The 25,985-nt window shown below is 66.0% G+C and carries 25 protein-coding genes; 15 read left to right on the top strand and 10 right to left on the bottom strand.

Features of this window, described 5'->3' with window-relative positions:
• Nucleotides 1-54: 54 nt before the first annotated feature.
• Both V9L17_RS16255 and V9L17_RS16250 read right to left on the bottom strand, forming a co-directional pair.
• Nucleotides 55-690 carry an isochorismatase family protein gene (locus tag V9L17_RS16255; protein WP_337352165.1) on the bottom strand — a complete coding sequence of 212 codons (636 nt, stop codon included), beginning with the start codon at nt 688-690 and terminating at the stop codon, nt 55-57.
• A complete protein-coding gene (locus V9L17_RS16250) occupies nt 690-2,018 on the bottom strand; it encodes a nicotinate phosphoribosyltransferase (protein WP_337345872.1) in 1,329 nt (442 codons plus the stop codon). Before V9L17_RS16250 ends, V9L17_RS16255 begins: the two co-directional genes overlap by 1 nt.
• A 161-nt stretch (nt 2,019-2,179) precedes the next feature.
• On the opposite strand from V9L17_RS16250, the gene clpS reads away from it, so the two are divergent.
• The 6 genes from clpS (at nt 2,180) to rdgB (ending at nt 6,672) form a co-directional block, all read left to right on the top strand.
• Nucleotides 2,180-2,563 (top strand): ATP-dependent Clp protease adapter ClpS, encoded by a 384-nt coding sequence (gene clpS, locus V9L17_RS16245; RefSeq protein WP_337345873.1) that lies wholly within the window; start codon nt 2,180-2,182, stop codon nt 2,561-2,563.
• A complete protein-coding gene (locus V9L17_RS16240; RefSeq protein ID WP_337345874.1) occupies nt 2,556-3,122 on the top strand; it encodes a DUF2017 domain-containing protein in 567 nt (188 codons plus the stop codon). The genes clpS and V9L17_RS16240 overlap by 8 nt, the downstream gene beginning before the upstream one ends.
• Nucleotides 3,123-3,227: 105 nt before the next feature.
• Nucleotides 3,228-4,295, top strand: coding sequence for a glutamate racemase (gene murI / locus V9L17_RS16235; protein ID WP_337345875.1), 1,068 nt, complete (start codon nt 3,228-3,230; stop codon nt 4,293-4,295).
• Nucleotides 4,292-5,089 carry an MBL fold metallo-hydrolase gene (locus V9L17_RS16230; protein WP_337352164.1) on the top strand — a complete coding sequence of 266 codons (798 nt, stop codon included), beginning with the start codon at nt 4,292-4,294 and terminating at the stop codon, nt 5,087-5,089. Before murI ends, V9L17_RS16230 begins: the two co-directional genes overlap by 4 nt.
• Nucleotides 5,090-5,191: 102 nt before the next feature.
• Nucleotides 5,192-5,959 (top strand): ribonuclease PH, encoded by a 768-nt coding sequence (rph, locus tag V9L17_RS16225; RefSeq protein ID WP_337345877.1) that lies wholly within the window; start codon nt 5,192-5,194, stop codon nt 5,957-5,959.
• A 41-nt stretch (nt 5,960-6,000) separates the two neighbouring features.
• Complete coding sequence (gene rdgB, locus V9L17_RS16220; protein WP_337352163.1) at nt 6,001-6,672, top strand: RdgB/HAM1 family non-canonical purine NTP pyrophosphatase; 672 nt, start codon at nt 6,001-6,003, stop codon at nt 6,670-6,672.
• A gap of 106 nt (nt 6,673-6,778) precedes the next feature.
• Here the strand turns inward: rdgB and V9L17_RS16215 are convergent, their stop codons facing one another.
• Nucleotides 6,779-7,552: a DedA family protein gene (locus V9L17_RS16215; protein WP_337345946.1), complete on the bottom strand. Its 774-nt coding sequence runs from the start codon at nt 7,550-7,552 to the stop codon at nt 6,779-6,781.
• A 195-nt stretch (nt 7,553-7,747) separates the two neighbouring features.
• Here V9L17_RS16215 and V9L17_RS16210 point away from each other — a divergent pair, with 195 nt between their 5' ends.
• The gene (locus V9L17_RS16210; protein WP_337352162.1) at nt 7,748-8,782 is read left to right on the top strand and encodes an exonuclease domain-containing protein; all 1,035 of its coding nucleotides are present in this window, start codon (nt 7,748-7,750) and stop codon (nt 8,780-8,782) included.
• A 67-nt stretch (nt 8,783-8,849) separates the two neighbouring features.
• The gene (locus V9L17_RS16205) at nt 8,850-9,386 is read left to right on the top strand and encodes a DUF4395 domain-containing protein (protein ID WP_337352161.1); all 537 of its coding nucleotides are present in this window, start codon (nt 8,850-8,852) and stop codon (nt 9,384-9,386) included.
• On the opposite strand, the gene V9L17_RS16200 is transcribed toward V9L17_RS16205, so the two are convergent.
• On the bottom strand, nt 9,373-10,455 hold the full coding sequence (locus V9L17_RS16200) for an ADP-ribosylglycohydrolase family protein (RefSeq protein ID WP_337352160.1): 1,083 nt from the start codon (nt 10,453-10,455) through the stop codon (nt 9,373-9,375). The genes V9L17_RS16205 and V9L17_RS16200 overlap by 14 nt on opposite strands.
• Nucleotides 10,456-10,622: 167 nt before the next feature.
• On the opposite strand from V9L17_RS16200, the gene V9L17_RS16195 reads away from it, so the two are divergent.
• From V9L17_RS16195 to V9L17_RS16180, 4 genes are all read left to right on the top strand, one after another.
• Nucleotides 10,623-11,576, top strand: coding sequence for an aquaporin (locus V9L17_RS16195; RefSeq protein ID WP_443198044.1), 954 nt, complete (start codon nt 10,623-10,625; stop codon nt 11,574-11,576).
• Between the two features lie 92 nt (nt 11,577-11,668).
• Nucleotides 11,669-12,856 (top strand): exonuclease SbcCD subunit D, encoded by a 1,188-nt coding sequence (locus tag V9L17_RS16190; protein WP_337352159.1) that lies wholly within the window; start codon nt 11,669-11,671, stop codon nt 12,854-12,856.
• The gene (locus V9L17_RS16185) at nt 12,853-15,885 is read left to right on the top strand and encodes an SMC family ATPase (protein WP_337352158.1); all 3,033 of its coding nucleotides are present in this window, start codon (nt 12,853-12,855) and stop codon (nt 15,883-15,885) included. Before V9L17_RS16190 ends, V9L17_RS16185 begins: the two co-directional genes overlap by 4 nt.
• A gap of 143 nt (nt 15,886-16,028) precedes the next feature.
• Nucleotides 16,029-17,366: an MFS transporter gene (locus V9L17_RS16180; protein ID WP_337352188.1), complete on the top strand. Its 1,338-nt coding sequence runs from the start codon at nt 16,029-16,031 to the stop codon at nt 17,364-17,366.
• A gap of 24 nt (nt 17,367-17,390) precedes the next feature.
• Here the strand turns inward: V9L17_RS16180 and V9L17_RS16175 are convergent, their stop codons facing one another.
• A complete protein-coding gene (locus tag V9L17_RS16175; RefSeq protein ID WP_337345885.1) occupies nt 17,391-18,119 on the bottom strand; it encodes an IclR family transcriptional regulator in 729 nt (242 codons plus the stop codon).
• Nucleotides 18,120-18,282: 163 nt separating this feature from the next.
• Here V9L17_RS16175 and V9L17_RS16170 point away from each other — a divergent pair, with 163 nt between their 5' ends.
• From V9L17_RS16170 to V9L17_RS16160, 3 genes are all read left to right on the top strand, one after another.
• A complete protein-coding gene (locus V9L17_RS16170; RefSeq protein WP_337352157.1) occupies nt 18,283-18,819 on the top strand; it encodes a flavin reductase family protein in 537 nt (178 codons plus the stop codon).
• A 60-nt stretch (nt 18,820-18,879) separates the two neighbouring features.
• Nucleotides 18,880-20,334 carry a 4-hydroxyphenylacetate 3-monooxygenase, oxygenase component gene (hpaB, locus tag V9L17_RS16165; RefSeq protein WP_337352156.1) on the top strand — a complete coding sequence of 485 codons (1,455 nt, stop codon included), beginning with the start codon at nt 18,880-18,882 and terminating at the stop codon, nt 20,332-20,334.
• A gap of 151 nt (nt 20,335-20,485) precedes the next feature.
• Nucleotides 20,486-21,817 carry an MFS transporter gene (locus V9L17_RS16160; protein WP_337345888.1) on the top strand — a complete coding sequence of 444 codons (1,332 nt, stop codon included), beginning with the start codon at nt 20,486-20,488 and terminating at the stop codon, nt 21,815-21,817.
• 89 nt (nt 21,818-21,906) lie between these two features.
• Here the strand turns inward: V9L17_RS16160 and V9L17_RS16155 are convergent, their stop codons facing one another.
• The 5 genes from V9L17_RS16155 to V9L17_RS16135 all read right to left on the bottom strand — a co-directional run bounded on the left by V9L17_RS16155 (nt 21,907) and on the right by V9L17_RS16135 (nt 25,942).
• Nucleotides 21,907-22,554 carry a phosphoribosyltransferase gene (locus V9L17_RS16155; RefSeq protein ID WP_337345889.1) on the bottom strand — a complete coding sequence of 216 codons (648 nt, stop codon included), beginning with the start codon at nt 22,552-22,554 and terminating at the stop codon, nt 21,907-21,909.
• A gap of 151 nt (nt 22,555-22,705) precedes the next feature.
• On the bottom strand, nt 22,706-23,533 hold the full coding sequence (locus tag V9L17_RS16150; RefSeq protein WP_337352155.1) for an alpha/beta fold hydrolase: 828 nt from the start codon (nt 23,531-23,533) through the stop codon (nt 22,706-22,708).
• 4 nt (nt 23,534-23,537) lie between these two features.
• Nucleotides 23,538-23,867, bottom strand: coding sequence for a biotin/lipoyl-containing protein (locus tag V9L17_RS16145; protein ID WP_337345891.1), 330 nt, complete (start codon nt 23,865-23,867; stop codon nt 23,538-23,540).
• Complete coding sequence (locus tag V9L17_RS16140) at nt 23,860-24,912, bottom strand: alpha-ketoacid dehydrogenase subunit beta (protein WP_376044069.1); 1,053 nt, start codon at nt 24,910-24,912, stop codon at nt 23,860-23,862. Before V9L17_RS16140 ends, V9L17_RS16145 begins: the two co-directional genes overlap by 8 nt.
• Entirely contained in the window at nt 24,905-25,942 is a 1,038-nt protein-coding gene (locus V9L17_RS16135) for a thiamine pyrophosphate-dependent enzyme (RefSeq protein WP_337352154.1), read from the bottom strand. Before V9L17_RS16135 ends, V9L17_RS16140 begins: the two co-directional genes overlap by 8 nt.
• Nucleotides 25,943-25,985: the final 43 nt, after the last annotated feature.

Below are 25,985 nucleotides of genomic sequence, written 5' to 3'. Positions count from 1 at the left end.
AGGAGTGGCCCGGTGCAGAGCACCGGGCCACTCCTGCAGGTGCCCGCCCTGCAATCAGGCGACGTCTACGCCCCCGAGCTCCATTTCGGCCACGGCGTCGTCGAGGTCTTCCGCGATTCCGGCGGTGAGGGAGCGGATGACCGTTACCGAGTAGCCCGCTTGGACCGCATCGAGGGAGGTTGCCATGACGCAGTAGTCCGTGGCGATCCCCACAACCACCACGTCCTCGACATCATGGCTTTGGAGCCAGTCATCAAGCCCGAAGGCGTCGTCGGCTGCGGCGTAGCTTTCGGGATCACCGGCGGAGAGGGACCCGGGCTGGCGGTCCCCGGTGGGCACTGCGTCCTCGGGCGCCAGGAGCCCTTCGAATCCCGAGTACGCTGCTGCGAATTGGCCCTTCTGGAAATAGGCCTGGATGTATTCGGTGTCCAGGTCCGGATGGAGTTCTGCCCCTTTGGTCCCCGCAACGCAGTGCGGCGGCCAGCTGTCCTTGAAGTCGGGCTCCTCGGAGAAATGGGCACCGGGATCGATGTGCCAGTCCTGCGTGGCGACGATGTGGTCGAACTCAAGGTGATGTGCGTCCACGTAATCGCTGATTGCCGCGGCTACCTCCGCGCCGCCGGCCACAGCCAGTGAACCGCCTTCACAGAAATCGTTCTGGACGTCGACAATGATCAAGGCGCGTGACATCAGTACTCCTCGTAGATGGTGGGAATGGCGGCTTCGCCGCGCTGCAGCCGGTTGACCACGGGTGGAAGTTCGGCCATGGTGTCCGCGTGCCGCTGCCGGGCGCGAAGAACGCCTTCGTGCCCGGTCCAGCCCGGAAGGAGTTCGCCGTTCTTCATGAACTGCTGGAGCAGGGGCCGGTCGTTGCCGTCGTCCTCGGGGCGATGTCCGATTCCTACTATTTCCTGGGTGGCGATTCCGTGCTCATTGAGCTTCCGCAGGGCGTACTTGCGCCCGCCCATGCTGGTCTTGTTCTTGGCAGCCTTCGCCACCGAGACGAAGTTGCCGTCGTCGTCGGTGCGGCTGACGAGCTTGTAGACCATGCTGGCAGTGGGTGCGCCTGAGCCAGTGACCAGTGACGTGCCCACGCCATACGAGTCGACAGGCGCGGACTGCAGTGCGGCGATGGCGAACTCGTCCAGGTCCGAGGTAACCACGATCTTGGTGTCCTCGTTGCCAAGTTCGTCCAGCAGCTGCCTGACCCACTGTGCCTGCGCGACGAGGTCGCCGGAATCCAGCCGCACAGCACCCAGCCGGGGCCCTGCCAGCTCGACGGCGGCACGGACTGCCGCTTCGACGTCGTACGTATCCACCAGCAGCGAGGTGGCCGGCCCCAGGGAGGCGATTTGCGCCTCGAAGGCCTCCCTTTCGGTGTCATGCAGGAGCGTGAACGAATGCGCGGCGGTGCCCACCGTCTTGATGCCGTAGCGGATCCCGGCTTCGAGGTTGGACGTGCTGTCGAACCCGGCGATGACGGCGGCGCGTGCGGCGGCCGCTGCGGATTCCTCGTGCGTGCGGCGGGATCCCATCTCGATGCAGGGCCGGTTGCCGGCCGCAGTGATCATACGGGAGGCTGCGGAGGCGATGGCGCTGTCGTGGTTCAGGACGGAGAGCAGGTAAGTCTCCAGCATGCAGGCTTCGGCGAACGTTGACTCGACGATCAGGATGGGCGAGTTGGGGAAGTAGGCCTCGCCCTCCGGGTAGCCCCAGATGTCCCCGGAGAAGCGGTAGTTCGCCAGGTAGTCGAGCGTGTCCTGGTTGACCACGCCGGTCCGGCCGAGGAAATCCAGTTCCGCCTCGCCGAACCGGAAGTCAGCGAGACCTTCCAGGAGCCTGCCCGTGCCCGCCACAATCCCGTAGCGGCGGCCGTCCGGCAACCGCCGTGCGAAGGCCTCGAAGACCGACCGGCGGTGCGCGGCGCCGGAATGGAGCGACGCCTGCAGCATGGTCAGTTCGTAGTGGTCTGTGTAAAAGGACGTGCGGGGATGGTCCCAGCCGGCAGAGGTACTCACAAAATTCACTCTAGTCCCCACCGGCTCCCATCGTCTCGCTTCGCTTCGCCGCGGGGCCCTCGCCGGCGTGGGCCCATCCACCGGCGTGGGCCCACCCCCCGGCGTGGGCCCATCCACCGGTGTGGGCCCATCCGGCGGGGGCCTCCCCATAGAATGGACAGATGACCTTAAGCGTTGCGCTCGGCCCTGATACACAGGAGGGCACCCGGACCGGGACAGAGGCGTCCACCGACTCCCTGACCGCCCCGGACATCCCCTGGAACCTGGTGATCTGGAACGATCCCGTCAACCTGATGAGCTATGTCAGCTATGTTTTCCAGAGCTACTTCGGCTACTCCGAATCCAAAGCGAACAAGCTCATGATGGAGGTCCACAAGAAGGGCCGGTCCATTGTTGCGCACGGCAGCAAGGAACAGGTCGAACGCCATGCCGTGGCCATGCACGGCTTCGGGCTGTGGGCCACCGTGGAGAAGGCATCCGGAGGGCCGGGAGGCAATTCCGGCAAACCGGGCGGATCCGGGCAGGGCAGGGGCAAGCGTGGCTAAAGCATTCAAATACGGACTCAAAGGCATCACCGGATTCCTCGAACCTGCTGAACGGGAACTGCTCCGCAGCCTGATCGATGACGTCATCTCGATGCTTCAGCCGGAGGAGCGGGCCAACCAGGATCCGCTGACCGCGATGATCGGGCTGGACATGGACGTCCAGGAACCCACCGACCGCGCGGTCCGGCGGTTGCTTCCCAACGTGATGAAAAACGACGACGGCGCGTCCCTGGAATTCCGCCAGCTCACCGAGCGTTCACTGCGGGAAACCAAGATCGGTGCCCTCCGGGCCGCCGCCCTTGACCTGGACAAAGACGAAATTCTCCTGACCCCTGAGGGCGCCCGACACTGGTCGATGGCCCTGAACGACGTCCGCCTGGTGCTGGCGGAACGGCTGGACATCCGGGATGAGGAGGACGCGGAGCACGTCCACCTCATGCAGGACTGGTCCCAGGCGGAGGACGTGGAGAGCTACCTTGCCCTCGTATATAACTTCGCCACATGGCTGCAGGAGTCGCTGGTCCAGGCGATGCTCCAGTCCTTGGACACGCGGGCCTGAATGCTGTCCTGTCCGGGCTCTCCTTTCCGGTGTGCGTCAGCCTCCTGCTTCGGGGATATATCCTGCAGTGTGACAAATTAGACATGAGTCGGCCGACACAATGTGATGGCCGCACCCACAGGGAAGACCTATCCTCGAATAATCATGACAACAGCCTCGAGCACGGATTCGACAGCAGCTGCGGCGGAGTCCCCAGCCAGCAGCATTCCCGGCGGTCACCTGGGATCCCGGCCCATCGGCGTCTTTGATTCCGGCGTCGGCGGACTGACCGTGGCGCGGTCCATCATCGACCAGCTGCCCAACGAATCGATCCTTTACGTTGGCGACACCGCCCATGGGCCGTACGGGCCGTTGCCCATCGCCGAAGTCCGGGCAAACGCCCTGGGTGTGATGGACGAACTGGTGGACTCGGGCGTCAAGCTGCTCACCATTGCCTGCAATTCGGCGTCGGCCGCTGTCCTGCGCGACGCCCGTGAGCGGTACACCGCCAAATACGGGATTCCCGTTATTGAAGTGATCCAGCCCGCTGTGCGGCGGGCAGTGGCTGCCACCCGGAGCGGACGCGTGGGCGTCATCGGAACGTCCGCCACCGTTGGGTCCCGAGCCTATGAGGACACCTTTGCCGCCGCGCCGGACCTCGAGATCACGTCAGTTGCGTGCCCTGAGTTCGTCAGCTACGTCGAGGCAGGCATTACAACCGGCCCGGCGCTGCTCGCCATCGCCGAAGAGTACCTGGCACCGCTGAAGGCCGCCGGCGTTGACACCGTTGTCCTGGGCTGCACCCACTACCCGCTGCTGACCGGGGTCATTTCCTACGTCATGGGCGAGGACGTCACGCTGGTCTCGAGCGCGGAGGAGACGGCCAAGGATGTCTACCGCGCGCTGGCAACCCACGACCTCCAGCGCACCACGGCAACGCCGCCCGAACACCACTTCATCGCCACGGGCGATGCCGGACAGTTCGAAGCGCTCGCGCGCCGCTTCCTGGGGCCGGAGGTCCTCTCAGTGCGGCACGTGGACCATGTTTCCGCCCAGTACCCCACAGGCAGCCTGGCCCGGATCACCCCCGAGATGATTGCCGCTGCGCAGAGCGGAGCCGGAAGCATCAGGCCCCAGCGGCGGTTGTCGAACTTCGTGGGCAATGCCGGCCGGGCCGGGGGTCCTGCCCAGTGAAGCTCACCATCGTTGGCTGCACGGGTTCCTTCCCGGGACCCGGCTCGCCGGCGTCCTGCTACCTGCTTACCGCCAACGACGGCGAACGGACCTGGAAGATCGTGATGGACCTGGGCAGCGGAGCCTTGGGCGCCATCCAGCGCTACACCGATCTCGAGGACATCGATGCGATTTTCCTGACCCACCTGCACCCGGACCACTGCATGGACCTGTGCGGCTTGCACGTAGCGGTCCGCTGGAAGCCGGGCGGCTGGGGACGCGGCCGGATTCCTGTGTGGGGTCCGGCGGCAACGGCCAACCGTATGGCAACTGCGTATGGCCTGGAGCTGGACCCCGGCATGCACGAGGAATTCGACTTCACCAACTGGACCGAACGCGAGTCCGTAAACCTTGGCCCATTCACCATCACTCCGTTCGCCGTGAACCACCCGGTGGAGGAGGCTTACGCCCTTCGGGTGGAGGTCACAGAGCCGGATAAGGAAGGCAACCTGGTCAGCCGGGTGCTGACGTACTCCGGGGATACCGATTCCTGCGCCGGCCTGGAGGAAGCGGCCAAGGACGCAGACCTCTTCCTTTGCGAGGCAGCCTTCGAAGAGGGCCGCGACGACGGCATCAAGGACGTGCACCTGACCGGCAAGCGCGCGGGCGAGGCGGCGGCGGTTGCCGGCGCGCGCCGGCTCCTGCTCACGCACATCCCCGTCTGGACCTCACCTACCACCGTCATGGCCGAGGCCCGCCCGGTCTTTGGCGGCGACGTCGCGGTCGCGGTGGCCGGAGTGCACTACACGATCTAGGAATACGTGGCCGTTGGGTAAGTACTGGTACCGGGCCTGGGGTGGAGCGCGGAAGGGGTGCCCGTGGCCGGGCTGCCCGCGGCTAGTCGATAAGCTAAAGGTATGACTTCAGAAGCAACCGCAGTGCCCGTGGTACCCGTAGTGCGCGCCGATGGCCGTACGCCCGACCAGCTCCGCCCCATCAGCATCACGCGCGGGTGGTCCAAGCAGGCAGAGGGTTCGGCCCTGATCGAGTTCGGCAACACGCGGGTCCTGTGCACGGCTTCGTTGACGGCTGGGGTTCCGCGCTGGCTCAAGGGCGAGGGCAGGGGCTGGGTCACCGCCGAATACGCCATGCTGCCCCGCGCCACGAACACCCGTTCGGACCGCGAATCGGTCAAAGGCAAGATCGGCGGGCGGACGCACGAGATCTCCCGGCTGATCGGCCGTTCGCTGCGCTCCATCATCGATACCAAAGCTTTGGGCGAGAACACGATTGTGCTGGACTGCGACGTCCTGCAGGCCGACGGCGGAACCCGGACCGCGGCCATCACGGGAGCCTACGTGGCCCTGGCCGACGCCATCCGCTTCGCCCGCGACAACAAGCTGATTGCCAAGAACGCCCAGCCCCTGATCGACACCATCGCCGCAGTCTCGGTGGGCATTATCGACGGCGTACCCATGCTTGACCTGCCCTACGTCGAGGATGTCCGGGCCGAGACTGACATGAATGTTGTGGTCACCGGGTCAGGGAAGTTCGTGGAAGTCCAGGGCACCGCGGAAGGGGCCCCTTTCGACCGTGACGAGCTGAACCAGCTGCTCGATCTTGCCCTCCTGGGCACAACCCAGTTGGCGGCGATCCAGCGCGAAACCCTCGCGGACGCCCTGTGAACCCGGCAGCACCAGGCGGGGGCCTTCCGGACAGCGCTGGATTGGACAGCGCTGAATTGGACAGCGCTGGATTGGACGGCACCGTGCCCCGGCTGGTCCTCGCCACCCACAACGCGGGCAAGCTCCGCGAGCTGCGTGAGCTCCTGCGCGGCCAGGTTCCAGGGCTCGACGTCGACACCCAGGTAGTGGATGCCGCGACGGCCGGTGCACCGGACGTCGTCGAAACAGGCGTGACGTTTGCCGAGAATTCGCTGCTCAAGGCCCGTGCCGTGGCCGAGGCAACCGGCCTGGCGGCGATCGCCGACGATTCAGGGCTGGCTGTGGACGTCCTTGGCGGGGCCCCTGGCATCTTTTCTGCACGCTGGGCCGGCCGGCACGGTGATGACGCCGCCAACCTGCGGCTCTTGCTGGACCAGCTCTCCGACGTCCCGGACGGGCACAGGGGTGCGGCCTTCGTCTGCGCCGCGGCGCTCGCCGTGCCTGCGCCGGGCGGCACGGCCCACGAAACGGTGGAATACGGGCAGCTTGAGGGGATCCTGCTGCGCGAGCCCCGGGGTGTGGGCGGTTTTGGCTACGACCCCGTCCTGCAGCCGCTCGGCGAGGACCGCAGCTGCGCGGAACTGTCCCCGGAGGAGAAGAACGCGATCAGCCACCGGGGCAAGGCCTTCCGGGCTCTGCTGCCCGCCATCGTTGAGGCCCTCGCCCGGACGTAGCGCGGTCTCTGATGACACCGGATCTAAGAGACAAAGGAAGGGAGCCCTGCATAAGCAGGGCTCCCTTCCTTTGTGCAGGCGTTGTGCCTGCGGTGCTCTTCAGGACCTAGTCCAGGTTGGTCTTGCGCTCTTCAGCGGGGGCGTGCTCTTCGATGAATTCGTCCACCGCATCCGTTCCGAAGACGGCTGCCTGGCGCTTGGCAGAGATGCCGCGGAGTACTTCGATGCCGATCGGGATCACGGAGACCAGCACGATCGCGATGAAGATGATGTCCAGGTTGTCCCTGACCCACGGGACCCTGTCGCCCAGCAGGTAGCCCAGGAGGGTGACGCCGCTGCCCCAGAGAACAGCGCCGATCACGTTGAAGAGGAAGAATTTCTTCTTGTCCATCTGGGCCACGCCCACAATGACCGGAACGAAGGTCCGGATGATTGGAACGAAGCGCGCCAGGATGAGCGCCTTGCCGCCGTGCTTTTCGAAGAATGCGTGGGCGTTCTCCACGTTTTCACGCTTGAAAAGGCGGGAATTTGGTTTGTTGAAGATGGCAGGACCGGCCTTGGAACCGATCAGGTAGCCGGTCTGGTTGCCGATGATGGCTGAGACGGTGATCAGCAGTGCCAGCAGCCAGACATTGAACTTGATGGTGTCGGTGGCCACCAGCAGGCCGGCCGTGAACAGCATCGAATCGCCGGGCAGGAAGAAGCCCACCAGCAGGCCTGTCTCGGCGAAGACGATGCCGCAGACGAGCAGCACTACCCAGGGAGCCAGTGCAGGGTCGGCCAGGAAGACTTGGGGGTTCAGCCAGTCGGGCAGGAATGATGCCAGCTGCGGCTGGACCGGTCCTGCACCTCCCAGCATGGGCACGGCGAGGTCGCTGATCGCAAGAAAGTTCACCTACTCAGGGTACTTGACCTAGCCAGTGGCGGTGGCGCGGATGCCACCCGTCACTCAGTGGACCAAGTACGGGAATCCGCTGCTCATCCTCGCCGCCACCCGCCGTCGTGCAGGTGATATCCGCGACAGCGCCGCCGTGGTGCCGCCGGAAGGGCCCTGCCCGGCGGTAAAGTGTGGGCCGTGGGTTTGGACTTTACGGCGATCGACTTCGAAACGGCCAACGGCTTCCGCGGTTCACCGTGCGCGGTGGGCTTGACGAAGGTCCGGGGTGGAAAGGTCGTAGCCGAGGCGTCCTGGCTTATGCGGCCCCCGGCGAACCACGACCACTTTGACTACCACAACGTCCGGATCCACGGCATCCGGGCCGAGGACGTTGCCGGGCTGCCCCGGTTTGGTGAGCTGTTTCCGGAAATCGGTGCCTTCATCGGCGACGACATCCTTGCGGCGCACAATGCGGCCTTCGACCTCGGCGTCATCAGGTCAGGCCTGGAGGTGTCGGGCCTTCCCGGGCCCGCCTACGACTACGTCTGCACCGTGATGCTGTCCCGCCGCTGTTACTCGCTGGTCTCCAACTCCCTGCCGTTCGCCGCCGAGGAGGCCGGCGTCCCGCTGGTCAACCACCACGACGCCGGGGAGGACGCGCGGGCATGCGCCGGCATCCTGATCGACATCGCGGCACGAAACGGAGCCAACAGCATCGCCGAGCTGTACCTGTCACTTGGCCTTGCCGTGCCCCACCAGCAGGCCTTCGATCCATCCCGGGACGCCCTGTCCAAGCAAAGCCTCGCTGCAATCGACGTTGCCGGCACCGGCGGCAGTGGCGCCGCCCGTCCACTGCCGTTCCGGTCGGGCTGGCCTGAGGAGGGTGCCAACCCGCTGCCCAATGCCGACGCCGAACCCGGCCATCCGCTGTTCGGCCAGACTGTCGTCTTCACCGGAGAGCTTTCCATGGCCAGGCCCGAAGCCAAGGTCCGCTCGGCAGAACTGGGCGCGCGGCCCGAAAGCAGGGTGACGGCACGGACCACCGTGCTCGTGGTGGGAGACGGGTTTGTGGCCTCGGACCTGCGCTCGGGGAGGCTGACCGGCAAAGCCCGGCGGGTCCTGGAACTGCACGAACGTGGCCAGATGATCGAAGTGCTCTCCGAAGGCGAGTTCCTCCAGATGGTGGGCGGCTACGCCACTGCCGGCGTTGCTGCGGGAGCCCACCCGGCCTGATGCCTGGCGCCATTCATCTGGCGCAACAAACCTTCCACGCCGCCCGGTGTACTCCTAGCCTTGCAGCATGATCAAATCCACGGGCGTTCAGACCACCCCTCCGACCACGCGGACGGGGATCGACTGGCGCGTGGTGTTTGCCTTCCCCAACCCGGTCAACGAATACGCTGCCCGGATCACGGCCGGGCTTGTAGTGCTGCTGGCCGGCATCACGCTGTTAACCGGTTCCGGGTGGGGACTGCTGTTGATCGCCGCCGGGTTTTGGCTCCGGGTGCTGTTCGGCCCCAGGATCTCCCCGCTGGCCCTGCTTTCGGTGAAAGTCCTGGCACCGCGGCTGGGGCGGCCTAAGCTCGTCCCGGGACCTCCCAAGCGCTTCGCCCAAGGTCTGGGCACCGTGGTCTCTACCACCGCCCTGATCCTTTTCGCCGTTGGGGCAGCCCCGGCAGCCTGGATCGTGCTGGCGGTGCTGATCCTGGCAGCCTCGCTGGAAGCCTTTGCAGGCTTTTGCCTGGGCTGTGTCATCTTCGGGCTGCTGCAGCGCCGTGGCCTCATTCCCGAGGAAGTCTGCGAAGCCTGCAACAACATCTCCCTTAGGCGGTTGTGACGCCCACCAGCAGGTCCGCCATGCCGCGGATGACGTGCGGAGCCTCTAACCGCTCGAGCCAGGCAGCCGGGAGGCACGCCTCGCCGTAGTAGGCGCCGAGGATGTTGCCGGCGATGGAACCGGTGGAGTCGCTGTCCCCGCTATGGTTGACGGCCAGGCCGATGGCGGCACGGAAGTGGTCTTCCGGTGCGCTTGGGGTGGTTTCGTCAGGGGCGGTGGCAAGGACCGAGTAAAGCCCGACGGCGAACGCCTCCTCCGCGACCCAACCCTCGCCGAGCTGCTGCACCAGTTCCTCCGGCTCTGCAAGCCCGGTTTCGGCCAGGCGAACGGCAGCCTCCAGCCGCGCCGGCAATTCCGGTGCGACGTCGGCGATGGCCCGCACATCAACCAGGACAGCCGCCGCAGCCGACTGCAGGCTTTCACCGGACACCAGGCGGTGGATCAACAGGCTGAACGCTCCCGCACTCTGGCGCGCGGACGGGTGGCCGTGCGTCAGGGCCGCGGCGTCGGCACTGAGCTTGTAGACGGCGTCGGGCGTGATGTGGGGTATCAGCCCGAACGGTGCGGACCGCATGACCGTCCCGCAGCCCTTGGAGTCGGGGTTGACCGGACGGAAGGACGTGCCCATCTCGCCGGTGGCGAGTCCGCTGATGCAGGCCGAGCCTGGGGCGCGGCGGTGCCGGAGCACCTCCTGAGTGTCGATCCAGCGTGGCTGGGGAACCGGGGCGGAGGACGGTGCCGCCTCACCTTGGCTGGCCAGCCAGCGAAGGTATGCCAGCCACAGGCAGGCGTTGACGTCGGCGCCCACGCCGGAGTTGGCCCATTCGAGGGCCTCGACGAGGCCGTCCACGGTGTAAAGGGTCATTTGGGTGTCGTCCGAAAAGTGGCTGCCGCCGTCGACCGCTGAAAAATCCGTCAGTCCTTCCGGACCGAACCGGCGGCGGATGTCCGCGATGGAGTCGAACTCGACGGCGTAACCCAGCGAGTCGCCCAGCGCCCCGCCCAGCAGGCAACCATGGATGCGGGACTCCAACGAAGGCACGGCAAGAATGCCCGGTTCATAGCTCATGCCAGTAAATTTACCGTGGCGAAGGCCGTCGCCTGCACCGGACGCTAAGCTCGGTTCCAGCCAACGCCCAGACTCCGGTGGCACAATGCAGGGGCTGCCTGGTGCATTACAGCCCACCGCAGTTCCCGGCCACTGTGCCTGACCCCTACGAAAAGGACCGTCCAAACATGACCATGCCTGTGCCCGTTCACCACGCCCACAACGCCGAGCCGTACGGCAGCGGCGCTGTCGCCGTCCGTCACGGGCTGGTGGCCAGACTGTCAGCCGAAGCATTCGGCAGCTTGTTCCTGGTGGTGGCGGGCCTCGGTGTGCCGCTCTTCACCATTCCGCAGTCCAGCCCGCTGCCTGCCGCTCTCGCCGCTGGCCTCGCTGTCACTGCCGTAATGCTGGCGTTCGGCTATGTGTCGGGCGGACACTTCAACCCCGCCGTGACCGTCGGCCATGCCGTAGCCGGGCGGATCCGCCTGGCAGACGCCGCCGCGTACATCGGGGCGCAGCTGGCAGGTGCCCTGCTCGGCGCCTTGGCGCTCTTCGCGATCCTGCGCACGCTTCCCAGCATCCAGGACAGCCGGACGGCGTTCGATACCGTCACGGCGGGTTTTGGTGAGCATTCCATTATCCAGGCGCCCATGGCCGCTGTCCTGCTGCTGGAAGTGCTGGGCGCCGCCATCCTGGTTGCCGTGTTCCTGGGCACCACCGCCCGGAACGGCCTGAACAAAGCCGCTGCACCCGTCGCAGTGGGCCTCGCCTTCGCAGTGCTGCTGCAGCTGGGCCAGTCCGTGGGCAACGCGCCCTTCAACCCTGCCCGCGCCACGGCGTCTGCCGTTTTTAGCTCGTCCTGGTCGCTGGAGCAGCTCTGGGTCTTCTGGGTGGCACCGCTGGTGGGCGCAGCCATCGCAGGGCTGGTTTTCCGCGGCTTCGCGGTTTCGACTCCTGCCGCCGGCGGAACGTCCGTTGCTGTTTCCGCTGACGCGGCGGACGCGGACCTGGAAGAATCCGATGAGCTCGAAGAAGCGGAAAACCTGGACGGGCCGGAAGGCTCGGTTGCGTCCGAGCCCGCGGCGGTCCCGGCGACCAAAAGCAACGAGGCCCAGGAGTTCTTTGACGGAAAACGCGGTTAGGCCTCCCGGCCAAGGGTCCCCGCATGCACTGCGCAGGGGCCCTTGCAGCGGGGTTGGCTCAAACTGTCAGTGGCAGCCGATAGCGTAGGAATATGCGGTTATTGCACACATCGGACTGGCATCTGGGCCGGTCGTTCCACGGCGTCGGGATGCTCGATGCCCAGCGGTCCTTCATCGACCAGTTGGTCAAGGCTGTTTCGGAAAACGCTGTTGACGTTGTCCTGATCGCCGGCGACGTATACGATCGCGCCCTGCCGGGAGTGGATGTGGTGGGCCTGCTGGACGATGCCCTGGTAAGGCTCACCGGAGCCGGCGCCCAAGTGGTCCTGACCAGCGGCAACCACGACTCCGCCATCAGGCTGGGGTTTGCCTCCCGGCTTTTGGAACGGGGCGGGGTGCATCTTCGCACTCGGCTGGCCGAACTGGACCAGCCCCTGCTGCTGCCGCTGGATGCAACGCCCGTGAAAGACGGCGCAGCCGGCGCCACGCTGGCCATCTACGGCATTCCGTGGTTGGAACCGCGGCTGGTGGCCGAGCCGCTGGGCGTGGAGACGGCCAGCCACTTCGAGGTCACCCGGGCAGCTACGGACCTCATCCGCGCGGACCTCCGGCGCCGCGCCGGGCAGGGCACTGTCTATTCCGTCGTGCTGGCACACACCTTCGCCAGCGGCGGCATCAGCTCGGACAGCGAACGGGACCTCAGCATCGGCGGAGTCGGGGCCGTCCCCCTGGACCTGTTCGACGGCTTCAGCTACACGGCCCTGGGCCACCTTCATGGCCGTCAGACGCTCTCTGCCCAGGTCAGGTACTCCGGATCCCCGTTGGCCTATTCCTTCTCGGAAGCCAGGCACCAAAAAGGGGGCTGGCTTATCGACGTCGGCCCGGCCGGAGTCGCCAGCGTGACCGAAGTGGCCTGGGAGGCCCCCCGGAAACTGGCGGTACTCCGCGGCGGGATCGCGGAACTGCTGGAATCCAGTGACCACACCTGGGCAGAAGATGCCTACTGCCAGATCACCCTGACGGACGCCCAGCGGCCCGCCCAGGCCATGGAACGCCTGCGGTCACGTTTCCCGGACACGCTGGTGCTGGGATTTGACCCGCAGGGCGCGGCCACGAAGCCCGCGTCGACCTACAGCAGCAGGCTGGCCGAGGCAGAGGACGACCTCTCCGTCTGCTGCGGATTCCTGGACCATGTCCGTGGCCGTGAACCCGACGACGCCGAGCGGAGTGCCCTGGCAGCTGCCTTGGACAACGTGCGGCTCCAGGAGGCGTCGCTGTGAGGATCCATCGGCTCAGGATCTCCGCTTTCGGACCGTTTGCCGGCACCGAGGAAATCGATTTCGACAGGCTGAGCGCCCATGGGCTGTTCCTCTTGAACGGACCCACCGGCGCAGGCAAGACCAGCGTCCTGGATGCCATCTGCTTCGCGCTCTACGGCTCTGTACCCGGCGCGCGGCAGGACGGCAAACGCCTTCGCAGCGACCACGCGGACCCGGCCACCGAACCGGCCGTCAGCTGCGAGTTCTCAGCCCAGGGGCGGCATTTCGAAGTCACCCGCTCGCCGTCCTGGGACAAGCCCAGCACCCGGGGGAAGAATGGGTTCACTACCCAGCAGGCCAAAACCCTGCTCCGCGAACGGGTGAACGGGGAATGGACGGAAAAATCCGGTCGCAACGATGAAGCGGGCGCCGAAATCACCGGCCTTTTGGGGATGGACCGGGAACAGTTCACGCGCGTGGTCATGCTGCCACAGGGAGACTTCGCCGCATTCCTCCGCTCAAAGGCGGCGGACCGTCTGGACCTCCTGCAGAAACTTTTTGGCACACAGCGTTTCGAGGCAGTGGAACAGGAGCTCTCCCTCCTTGCCCAGGAAGCGCGCAACGATGTTTCGCGTCTCAACGGACAACTTGAGCTGCTCACGGCCAGGGCCGAAGCCGAGGTATCCGCTGTTGGCATTGATGAATCCGACGCGCCGCCGGCAGCAGACCCGGCGGCCCGGATTGAGTGGCTGCAGGCAGCCCTCACCGTCCGCGCCGCTGGCCTGGCCGGCGAGGCCGAGGCAGCCGCTTCGCTGAGCAGGGAGCACCGGCAGGCCCTGGACACCGCGGTTGCCCGGACCGGGCGCCGCTGCCGGCTGGAGTCCGCAACAGCGCGGAAGGCCGCCGCGGAGGAAGCAGCTCCGCTGCTGGCGGCGCACGCCGCCCGGCTTTCCCGGCACCGCCAGGCGGAAGTCCTGACCGGTCAGCTGCAGGCAGTGGAGAAGGCAGAAGCCCAACTCCGCAGTGCCGCTGCCGCACGCGAGGCGGCCCTCACCCTGCTGCGAATGGCAGTGGAGGAGGATCCGGAGCTTGGGAGGCTTGATCCGGACGCCCCTGATGCTGAACGGGAACTGGACAGGCTGCGCTCCCTGCTGGCCGTTGTGGAAGCACGGCTGCCGGACGAAGAGCGGCTTCGTGCCCTCACGGCCAGGCGGACAGCGCTCGGCCGCACAAAGGAAGAACTGCAGGCCGCCGGGATTGAACTTGATGGCCGGCTCAAAACCCTGCGGGCGGAGTATGCGGACGTGTCATCGGGCCTGGAGCCACTCGCCGAGCTGGCAGCAGCCGCCGTCATGCACACCAAGGAAGCCGCCGCGGCCGACGAACTGCTGGACGTCGTCCGCCGCCACCATTCGGCGGTTGCGGCGCAACTGTTGGCGTCAGAGCACTACGAGGCATGCCGTGAGGATCAGCTGCAGAAAAAGCGCCGCTGGCTTGACCTTCGCGAAGAGCGCCTGGCCAATGCGGCAGCTGAACTCGCGGCCCAGCTGGCCGACGCCCTTCCGTGCCCCGTATGCGGCAGCCCGGATCACCCATCCCCGGCAAAGGCCGCCCAGTCAGCCCTCCAGCTGGGCCAGGCCGAAGAAGAGGCCCGGGAGGTGTTCGAGGCGGCCGAGGCCCGGCTCTCAACGCTGGGCACGGAGCTGGCAGGAGCCAAGCAGTTGGTGGCCGTCCTTGCTGGTCAGGGTGGCGATACACCCGAAGCAGAAGCCCGGAAAGCGGCCGACGAGGCCCGGCAGGCCGCTGAACGCTCAGATCAGGCGGCTGCCAAACTGGAAGGGATGCGGCTGCGGCTCACGGAAATCGAAACGCGCATCGCAGAAGCAGAGACCGCCAGGGCCGCTGCCGGCGAGGAGCTTGCGCAGGTGCAGTCCACACTGGCTGAGGTCCTGGAACAGGCAACTGCCCTCCACGAGTCACTGTCTGGCCTCCGCTCCGGCCACCGCGACCTCACGCACCGGCTGCGCGCGCTGCAGGAAGCATCCCGAACGCTTGAAAAGACGGTGCAGGCGCAGGCCCAGCTGGACCAGGCCGAGGTTCGGGCCGCCGATGCCAGGCAACAGTTGGAGTTGGCCCTGCCCGAGGCAGGCTTCAACACAGCCGGGGATGCCCGGGCGGAACTGCTTGACAGCGCCGAGGCTGCCTCCCTGCAGGCAGAGATCCGCGCCGGCCACGATGAACAGGCCAGGGTTGCGGAGCTCTTTGCCTCCGAAGAAGTGATGCTGGCCCTTGAGGAACAAGAGTTGGACCTGTTCCCGGACGAGGCACAGCTCGGGGAGTTGCAGGCAGCTGCTGCACAGGCTGAGGAGAAGGCACGCGCGGCCGGCCTTTCGGCGGCAATGGCGAAGCGCTGCGTGGAATCCCTGAATGACATCATGGCGGAATACCAGGACCTCGCCGGCTCCGGAAACGCTCCGCGGGAGCGCGCACGGATGCTGACGGCCCTGGCGGACGCCGCCGGCGGACGCGGTGAGAACACCTACCGCATGAGCCTGAACAGCTACGTCCTAGCGGCGAGGCTGGAACAGGTGGCCTTGGCAGCATCTGAGCGACTGGTTGCCATGAGCGACGGCCGTTACCTGCTCCAGCACACCGATGCCAAAGCGGCACGCGGGGCCAAATCGGGGCTGGGACTGGAGGTGGTGGACCAGTGGACCGGGCACCGCCGTGACACGTCGACGCTCTCCGGCGGTGAATCATTTATGGCATCCCTGTCGTTGGCCCTTGGCCTGGCCGATGTGGTCCAGCATGAGTCCGGCGGAATCCAGATCGAAACCTTGTTCGTGGACGAGGGCTTCGGCAGCCTGGACGAGCAATCGCTGGAACAGGTCATGGACGCCCTCGAAGGGCTGCGGGACGGCGGTCGGGTGGTGGGGCTCGTGAGCCATGTGGGCGAAATGAAGCAACGCATCGGAGTGCAGCTCCAAGTGGTCAAAGGCCGCAACGGGTCCGCACTGCACATCTCAGATACGGTTTCGCCGCTTTCCTGACACCGGGTCGCCGAAACCCCAGGTGCCGGGCAACCGCTATAATCGGACAGTTACCGGGTTGCGCGCATCGGGAGGAGGGACGATGCGCATGACTGAACGAGCCCGGAACCTTGAATCCTTCAACCCTCCCATCAACTCCCTCCCTGCAGCACGGTTCCAAGACCGGCAGTCCTCCAACTGACGCTCCCCGGCCGACTGCCAAGGGGCGCTTCGCGCAGCTTCCGCAGTTGGCCGGACGTACCTTTATTCCCCTGGGACTCTTTGCAAGGCTGCCCTTGGCCATGCTCACAGTAGGGACCCTGACCCTGGTGACTTCGATCACCGGCTCGTACGCTGTGGGCGGCACTGCGGCAGGTGCGGTCGGTATCGGTTCCGCGCTCGGCGCGCCGGTACTCGGGGCGATGGCAGACCGCCGTGGTCAGCGTCCTGTCCTGCTGATCGCAGCCGCCCTCAACGCCCTCGCCGTACTCGCGCTGATTGCCGCAGCCTACGCCACGGTCCTGGCCGGGGCCTTCCCCGCAGCCCTGCTCGCGGCCGCGTTTTCCGCCGGGGCCAGCTGCCCGCAGGTCGGCCCGCTGGCACGGGTCCGCTGGATGGCGTTGACGTCCCAAAACTCCCCAAACAGCCCGGCTGACAGCAAGGCGTCGAACAGGCAGGACCTGGACACAGCCCTGTCCTATGAGAGCACCGCGGACGAACTCACGTTTGTGCTGGGTCCTGCCTTGGTGGGAATCCTGGCCAGCTTGGTCGCGCCCTGGCTTCCCCTTGCCCTTGCTGCTGCCCTGACCATCACCCTGGTCCCTGCGTTTGCCATCCACCGGACCCACCGGGCTGTTCCTGTCCACCGCACGGTACCCCGGGGACCCTTAAGCCAAGGCAATGAGGGCACGAACGCAGCTGCGCCGAAAGCCACCCCACGCACCATCCCGTGGGCGGTGGCCCTCCCTGTTCTGGCCATGGTCTGCATGGGCACCTTCTTCGGGTCCACGCAGACAGCACTGAGTTCGTTTGCAGCGGGCTTTGCCACCTCCGAAATCGCCGGATTGCTGTATGCCGTGATGGGCGTGAGCTCCGCCGTCGCCGCATTGTCCGTAGCGTACTGGCCGCAGCGCCTCACCCTCTCGGCACGGTGGCTGCTCGGCGCCGTCCTGATGGCGGCCCTGGCGTTCCTGCTCTTCGTTCCGTCGTCGGTTGCGGGTATGGTGCTGGTGCTGCTGGTTCTGGGAATCCCGGTTGGCCCGGTGATGGTGACGGTCTTCGCCATCGGCGGCCTCATCTCTCCCGCAGGACGGCTGGGAACGGTCATGACGGCGCTGGCCAGCGGCATTGTGGCAGGCACAGCCGTCGGATCCGCGGTTGCGGGCCAGCTGGCACAGGCCCATGGCTATTCAGTGGCGTTCCTCGTACCCGTCGCAGCGTCGGTTGCCCTTATCCTGCTTGGTGCTGCGTCCGCCGTCGTGCTTCGACGGAAGCGGCCCTAAGCCGCCGCGCCGCAGCAGCGCCCATCAGGCCAGCTGGCGTTCAATCCTGGCAGCGCTTTCGGCCAAGGCAACACCCATAGTGGCGGGGTCATGCGAGGACCGGATATAGACGACGGCGAGGGCGGCCGGCCGCCCCCCGGGCACCCGGACCGGGGCAGCCAGGGATGACACTCCCGCAATGACCTCGTCATGGCTGGCTGAGTACCCTGCGCGGCGGGCATCAGCAGCCTCGGGCCGGTAGGGTATCCCCGGCGCCAGCTGGGCCCACTCGGCCTCTGTCAGTGCTGACTGGATGGCGATGCCCGGTGCCCCCGCGCTGATGGGATGCCGGGTGCCAGGGTGCTGGGCGACTGTCGCCCCTGAATGGCGCGGTTCCACGGTCACCAGGGTGATGCAGTCGAGGTGGTCCCAGACGGCCACGAAAGCCGTCATGTCCAGGGTGTTGGCCAAGTGGGTGAGTTCGGGGAGGGCGGCAGTCTGGAGATTTCGTGAGACGCCCCGAGCCAGGACGGCCAGGCCGGGGCCGGGCTGCACGCGGCCGGCGTCGTCGCGCACCAGCAGCGAGTGGTCCTCCAGCGTCCGCAGGATCCGGTACGCGACGGACCGGTGGACGCCCATGGCGTCGGCAAGCTCGGCGATGGTCATCGGGCTCTGGGCGGCGGCCAGGATCTCGAGTGCCCGGATGCCGCGGGAAAGTGTCTGCGACGGCGACGCCTGCGCTGCTCCGGCGGGGGCGGCGGCTGTGGGATTCATGGTGTCCATCCTAGGCGGCTCCGGGCGGGGGATCGGCCCACTCTTGTGCTGACGCCTTCATCCGAGTAGCGTCCTATATACGAATTAGTAGTTCAAATATAGAACTCCGCGTGTGAAAGCGTCCACCATGTGGCGCTCGCGGGTCCTGCGTTGAGGATCAGTGATGATTTCCGATTCACGGAACACGGCCGATCCGTCAGCCGCCGGCCGGACCTCGGCCCCGCGGTCGCATCACTTCCGCGGCAGTCTGGGCAGATATGCCACGGGGGTCGCCATTGTGACCTTCGACGGCGCAACCAGGCGCCACGGCATCACGGTTAACTCCTTCACGTCCGTGTCCATGGAGCCACCTTTGGTGCTCGTCAGCATCGCCCGGAGCGCCAGGGCCCACGACGAATTGTCCGGCCGGGCGTTCACGGTCAATATCCTTGGTGCCGAGCAACGCCAACTGGCCTTGCACTTCGCCGGGCGGCCGGGGCCGGAGCCGTTGTGGGTTGAGGGCGGGTCGGCGCCGCGGCTATCAGGTGTCCTGGCCTGGTTCGAGTGCAGGCCCTGGGCCGCCTACCCCGGGGGAGACCACACGCTCTACGTGGGCGAGGTGGCCGATTTCAACTACCGCAGCGGTGACGCGCTGGCCTTTGCCAACAGCAGCTTCACCACCATTCCGGAGAGCCAGTTGGGAATGGAGAACCTCCTCTGACCCCTTGCTCCCGCCACGGGACCACCACTTGGCAGTTCAACGACGAACGGAGAAAACACGATGGGCATCCGCACCGGCCAGCAATATTTGGACAAGCTCAATTCCATGACGCCGCAAGTAATGATCGACGGCGAGATGGTCACCGGGAACATCGCAGAGCATCCGTCTTTCGCCAACGTGGCCCGCACGTACGCGCGGCTCTTTGACATGCAGCACGAGCCGCAGCATGCCGCTGCGCTGACCTATGTCTCGCCCACCTCCGGTGACACGGTCAGCGCTTCCTTCCTGATCCCGCGGACAAGGGAGGACCTGGCCCACCGGCGGGCTGCCACCAGGACGTGGGCGGAGTACTCCAACGGGTTCCTAGGCCGCACCGGCGACTACATGAACAGTGCCCTGACGGCGCTCGCGGCCTCCGAAAAGTGGTTCGCGCAGGTGGATCCGATGTTCGGCGAAAACATCCGCAACTACTACGAGCACTGCCGTGAAAACGACCTGCTCGCCACCCACACCCTGATCCCTCCGCAGGCCAATCGCTCCGTCTCAGGCTCTGAGCAGCTCGGCGGCCAGCTTTCCGCCCGCGTCGTTGAAGAGCGCAAGGACGGCATCGTGGTTCGGGGTGCCCGGATGCTGGCCACGATCGCCCCGATCGCCGACGAACTGCTGGTGTTCCCTTCGACGATCCTTCGCGGAACCCCCGAGGATGCCCCGTACTCCTACGCCTTCGCGGTCCCGAACGACGCCGAAGGCGTCCGGTACCTGTGCCGCACCTCGCTGTTCCACGGTGGAAGCAGGCACGACGAACCGCTGGCCAGCCGCTTCGAGGAGACGGACGCCGTCGTGGTCTTTCACGACGTCTTTGTCCCTAACGAGCGGATTTTCATGCTCGGGCATCCGGAACTCTGCAACGTTTTCTATTCCGAAACCGGAGCCGCCGCGCTCATGACGCACCAGGTGGTCACGCGCACGATTGCCAAGAGTGAGTTCTATCTTGGCCTCGCCTCCGAAATCGCGGATTCGATCGGCATCGACGGCTTCCAGCACATCCAGGAGGATCTCGCCGAGCTGATCCAGACCGTTGAGATCGGCAAGGCGCTGATGACGGCAGCGGAGGCTGAAGCGGCGTTGAACGACGACGGCGTGATGCTGCCCAAGTGGTCTACGTTGAATGCCGCCCGGAACTGGTATCCCAAAGTTGCCCAGCGCTTTCCCCAAATCATCCGGAAGTTTTCGGCGTCCGGCCTGATGGCCCTTCCCGGCGAAGCCGACGTCGCCGGGGAAGCGCGGCCGGACATAGACCTCTACTTGCAGGCCAAGACTCTTACCGGCCCGGAGCGCGTGAGGCTGTTCAAGCTGGCGTTTGACGCGAGCGTCTCGTCGTTCTCGGGCCGGCAGGCGCTCTATGAGTACTTCTTCTTTGGGGACCCCGTGCGGATGGCCGGCGCCCTGGTCAGTTCCTACGACCGCGGGCCGGTCCGGGCGAGGGTGAGGGAGTTCCTGACGAGGGAAGACTGATGCATCCGATCCCGCCATCTGTCGAAATATCTGCGAGGGGCGTGTTTTCCCTCACATATTCGTAGTACGCTACTAACTAACTGACCGTTCTGTCGGTAATCATGAAGGCGTTTCACCTGGCAGCATCCCTGCCTTAAACAATGGAGTTTCAATGACCACACCTTCTTTGGTGGATTCACTTGCCGGCCCCAGCACCCGGAGGGAAGAACGCAAGGTCCTGGCCGGGACCCTCGTAGGCACCACCATCGAGTGGTACGACTTCTTTATTTTTGCCCAGTTGACGGGAACCCTGCTGTCCCCGCTGTTCCTGGCGCCGCTGAACGATTCCAACCCCGGCCTGGCGCAGATCCTGTCGTTTGCCCTGATCGGCATCAGCTTCCTGTTCCGGCCGCTGGGCGCTGTCGTCGCCGGCCACCTCGGGGACCGCCTCGGCCGCAAGGCGATGCTGGTGTTCACCCTCGTCATGATGGGTGCCGCGACGGCGCTGATCGGCATGCTGCCCACATACGCCCAGATCGGCGTCTGGGCACCGATCCTGCTGATCACCCTGCGCATCATCCAGGGCTTCTCCGCCGGCGGCGAATGGGGCGGTGCCGCGCTGATGGCGGTCGAACACGCACCGCTGAACAAGCGCGGCCTGTTCGGCGCCTATCCGCAGATTGGTGTTCCGGTGGGCATGATCCTGGCCACCGGTCTGCTGTTCTTCCTCAACAGCAGCATGTCCAAGGAGGACTTCGCCGCCTGGGGCTGGCGGGTGCCGTTCCTGCTGTCCATCGTCCTGATCGTGGTCGGATACCTGATCCGCCGGGCCGTGGCCGAGAGCCCGGTCTTCAAGGAGATGGCTGCCCGTAAGGAAGCGAGCAAGGCACCCCTCGGCGAACTCATTCGGAAGCACAAGAAGGCTGTCCTGTACTCCACCATGATCTTCATCGGCAACAACGCCGCCGGCTACCTGCTGATTGCCTTCTTCATCTCCTACGCCACAAGGATCCTGAAGATGCCCACACCGCAGGTCCTCCTGGCCACCACGCTGGCATCCTTCGGATGGCTGATCTTCACCCTGGTCGGCGGCTGGCTGTCTGACCGGATCGGCCGGGTCAAGACGTTCCTGATCGGCTATGGCATCGTGTTTGCGTGGATGATCCCGATGTTCGCGCTGATCGACACGAAGGACATCATGCTCTATGGCGTGGCATTGTTTGTCCTGACCATCGGGCTCGGACTGTCCTACGGTCCGATGTCCGCCATGTATGCAGAAATGTTCCCGGCCAACGTGCGCTACTCGGGCATCTCCATTGGCTACGCTTTCGGTGCCATCCTCGGCGGAGCGTTCGCTGCCACCATCGCGGAGTCGCTGCTGCTGAGCACCAAATGGACCGGCTCGATCGGTATCTACATCATGATCCTGTGCGTGATCTCGGCCGTCGGCGTCCTGCTGGCCAAGGAGACCAAGGGCCGCCCCCTGGGAATCAGCCACCACTAGGGAGACTGCGCCGCGTCAGCGGATCTTTCGATGGCAGGCACGGACCGAAGGGTTCCGTGCCTGCCGTCCCTGTCGTGAAGGCCGGCGGGCTATTGTTCCAGCTGGCTGATGGCGTCCTCGTCCGTCAGTTGCTCGAAATGGCGGTAAAAACTTCCCACGGCCCGGAACTTGCCCGGCAGGTGCAGGCACAGTACGGCATCGCAGACGGACGACACCGCAGCCTCCGCCTCCACTGAACCGACGGGCGCCGCGGCCACCACGTGGGCTGCGCCGCCGGAACGGACCGCTTCGACCGCCGCCCTCATCGTGGCTCCAGTCGCGAGGCCGTCGTCGACCAGCAGGACCGTTTTTCCCTTGAGGTCATGCTTGATGGCCGGGTAGGTTTCAACCCGTCGGAGAAGCTCTGCGCGCTCCCTCTGCTCCACTTCATCCAGCCACTCCTGCCGGACGCCATGTTCCAGGACGCGGGACATGAGGGGCCTGTTGAGCAGGCGCACAACGCGCCCGTCTGACCACGCCAGGGCTCCGTACGCGGTCTCGTCATGGCCCGGGATTCCGAGCTTCCGGACCAGCACGGCACCGAGCGGCAGGTACAGGGCCTTCGCCGCGGCCGCCGCAACCGGGATTCCGCCGCGGGCGAGCCCCAGGACAATCGCGTCGGGACGTTCCCGGAACTGCGTCAGCACCGCAGCCAGACGCTCACCGGCATCCGTGCGGTCTTCAAAACGCGTGCTCATTGTTCCCTCTCCCGGCTGACTCCGCCCCGCTTCCAGCCTACCGTCTGCGGTGGCAGCACCGGGAAGTACCGGCCCGTTCCAACCCGGCAGGCCACAAGCTTTCAGCTGCCTTCGGACGTGGTGCGGACGGGAGTTATGAAACCCCTGCGGGTCAAACCGCCAGGAAGTCTATGGCGCCCTGCTTGAAGGCCCTGCCGGTAATGGCGTTGGTGTGGTTTCTGCCCGGAAGCAGCAGCTGCTCGGCCATGGAACCTGCCGTCCTGGCCAGCTCGGCCAGTTGCGGCATGGTTGCAGCCCGCTCATCCTTGTCGCCGGCAACCAGGAGCACGGGCATGTGCGGGACGGCCTCGGCAGGATCGTAGGGCTCGTCCTTGATCGCTTCAACCAAGGAAAGCAGGGCAAAAATGTTGTTGCTGGGCAGCAGCATGGCCATCTTCAGCAGCCCCGCGGTGGACTCGTCCGCGATGGGAGTCCCGTCTGCAAGGTATCGCTGGGCCGCCACGAGGTCGAAAGCGGCCAGCGGGTCCGCGACGTTCGGACCGCCCAAGACCAACCGGTGGACGATCTCGGGCTGGGTGGCGCCGAATTCCCAGGCGAGCCTGGAGCCCAGCGAGTAGCCCACAACGTCCATCCCGCTGGCTGGGTCGCCGTCGTGCAATGGCCGGACGCCGGCGTCGAACGCGATCTGGAGCAGGTCAGCGCGGATGCGGCTGGGGGAGTAGGAATCCCGGTCCTCCGGGGCGCCGCTGCGGCCGTGTCCCGGCAGGTCCACGGTGATGACGCGCCGGCCCGCCTCCAGCAGGGCCGGCACCCACCCGGTGTCCTCCCAGTTGAGCTTGCTCGAGGAGGAAAATCCGTGGAGCAGCAGGATGGGCCGGAGTCCGGCGTCCTGCGCGGGATCGTGCACCTGCACGTACAGCTGGGGATCGGTGCCCTCAACGGTGTGGGAATGCATCTCGCCTGTGTGCCTGCCGCTCATGGTGTCAGTCCTCATCAAGTACGGCGCTCAGGCGGACCCGGCGCTTCGGTGCCTCGTCCTTCGGGACCGTGCCAACAATTCCGGCGGTGTTATCCGGCACCTCGAACACGATCAGGGGGTCGCCGACATTGATCCTGTCACCTGCCCCACCGAAGGTACGCACCACTTTACCTGCCTGCGGACTGGGCAGTTCAACAGCGGATTTGCTGGTTTCGACTTCCACCAGCGGCTGGTTCCGCTCCACGTGGTCACCGGGGGAAACCAGCCATTCGAGCACAGTTGCTTCAATGAGGCCCTCGCCCAGGTCGGGGAGCGGGAACGAGATTTCAGCCACGGCGGTACTCCAATACGCGTTGGATCCCGTTGAGGATCCGGTCGACATTGGGGATGTATTCGTCTTCGAGGTCGCCGGAAGGGTACGGCACGTCGAAACCGGTTACCCGTTCCACGGGCGCCTTGAGCGTGTCAAAGCAGCCCTGCGTGATCAGTTGCGCCACCTCCGCGCCGAGGCCGGAAGTCAGCGGTGCTTCATGAACGACGACGGCGCGCCGCGTCTTCGCTACGGATGCCACCAAAGCTGGCGCGTCGATGGGCTTGAGCCAGCGCAAATCCAGGACTTCGATGTCCACGCCGTCCTCAGCCGCCAGTTCCGCCACCTGCAGGCAGCGTGCCACCATCGCACCCCAGGCGACCAGGGTGAGGTGCCTGCCTGGCCTCATGACCTTCGCAGCGTCGGGAGAGCCGCCGTCGGCCTCGGCATTGGCGATATCAACCTCGCCCTTTTGCCAATAGCGGGACTTCGGTTCCATAAAGATCACCGGGTCCGGCCGCGTGGCTGCGTACTTGAGCAGGTGGTAGGCCTCGTGCGGGTTCGACGGCGACACCACCTTCAGGCCGGGAACGTGGGCGAACAGCGCCTCGAGGGATTCGCCGTGATGTTCGGGGGCGCGGATCCCGCCGAAGCTGGGAACGCGCAGGGTGATGGGCATCGGCAAGGTGCCGCGGCTGCGGTAATTCAGTCGGGCGATCTGACAGACGATCTGGTTGACCGCCGGGTAGGCGAAGCCGTCGAACTGCACCTCGGGGATGGGATGGAAACCAGCCATGGCCAGGCCCACGGACATGCCCAGGATGCCTGATTCCGCCAGCGGCGTGTCAAAGACCCGCTGCTCCCCGTGCTTGGCCTGGAGACCGTCCGTGATCCGGAAGACTCCGCCGAGCCGGCCGCAGTCTTCGCCAAAGACGACTGCCCTGGGGTTGTCCGCGAGGATCTCGTGAAGGGCCCGGTTCAGGGACTGTTGCATGGACAGTTGCACAACTTCGTGTCCTGGATTTCCCTGACCCATGGAGGCCTCGCTTTCAAGGATGGAGTTAGACATGCTCCGACTCCTCCCGCCAGTTGGCAGCCTGGGCCTGCAGGGCAGGTGTGGTTTCCTGGAACACCAGATCGAACATTTCGCTGCCAGGGCGTGCTTCCAGCGCCTGAAGGCCTGAGCGGACCATCTCTTCTTCCGCTTTGGCCTTGGCGAGGGCTGTGGCGAAAAATGCCTCGCCGGCGATCCCCCTGGTGAGCAGGACCTGACGGAACCGTTCCAGCGGGTCCTGGCCGGCGTCGTCGTGCTCTTCCTGAAGTGAGCGATAGCGGCCGGGGTCATCGGACGTGGAGTGCGGGCCGCGGCGGTATGTCATGGCCTCGATGAGGACAGGGCCGTTACCGGCGCGGCAGTTCGCCAGCGCCTTCCGGGTCGCGTCCACGACTGCCACGACGTCGTTCCCGTCGACCTGGCTGGCGGGGATGCCATAACCATCCGCCCGGGCGGCCACGGAGCCGCCCGCCACCTGCCGTTCGGTAGGGACTGAAATGGCCCAGCCGTTGTTCTGGACGAAGAACACCACCGGCGCCTTCAAGACCGCCGCGAAGTTCATGGCCTCGTGGACGTCGCCCTGGGATGAGGCGCCGTCCCCGAAGTAGCTCAGGGCCACGCCGTCCTTGTGATCCAGGGCCTGGCCGTGGGCCCAGCCGACGGCGTGAAGCACGGAGCCGGCCACCACTGCCTGGATCGGGGCAAGCCGGGATTCGAGCGGGTTGTATAGGCCGCCGTGCCAGGTGGCCTTGTGCGTGGCCATGTAGGAGACCATATCCACCCCCATGGCACGGGCAACGCCCATTTCGCGGTACGTGGGAAACACGAAGTCGCGGGACAGGTCCACGGCGTACCCGCTTCCCACCTGGGCTGCTTCCTGGCCCAGTTCGGGGGCGTAGCCGGGGATGATGCCTTGCCGCTGCCACGCGACGGCGGATGTGTCCAAGTGCCTGACGGTGACCATGAGGGAGTACAGCTCGCGGAGTTCGTCCGGGGTCAACGGCGCAGCGGGTTCACCGGGAGGCGGTGGAGGAAGAGTGCCCATGCCTGTGACCCTAGTCACCGTCGAAAGCCTAAACAATCAGCTC

The sequence above is a fragment of the Pseudarthrobacter sp. CCNWLW207 genome, assembly GCF_037203945.1.
Classification (GTDB): Bacteria; Actinomycetota; Actinomycetes; order Actinomycetales; family Micrococcaceae; genus Arthrobacter.
This window is presented reverse-complemented; position numbering and strand designations above follow the sequence as displayed.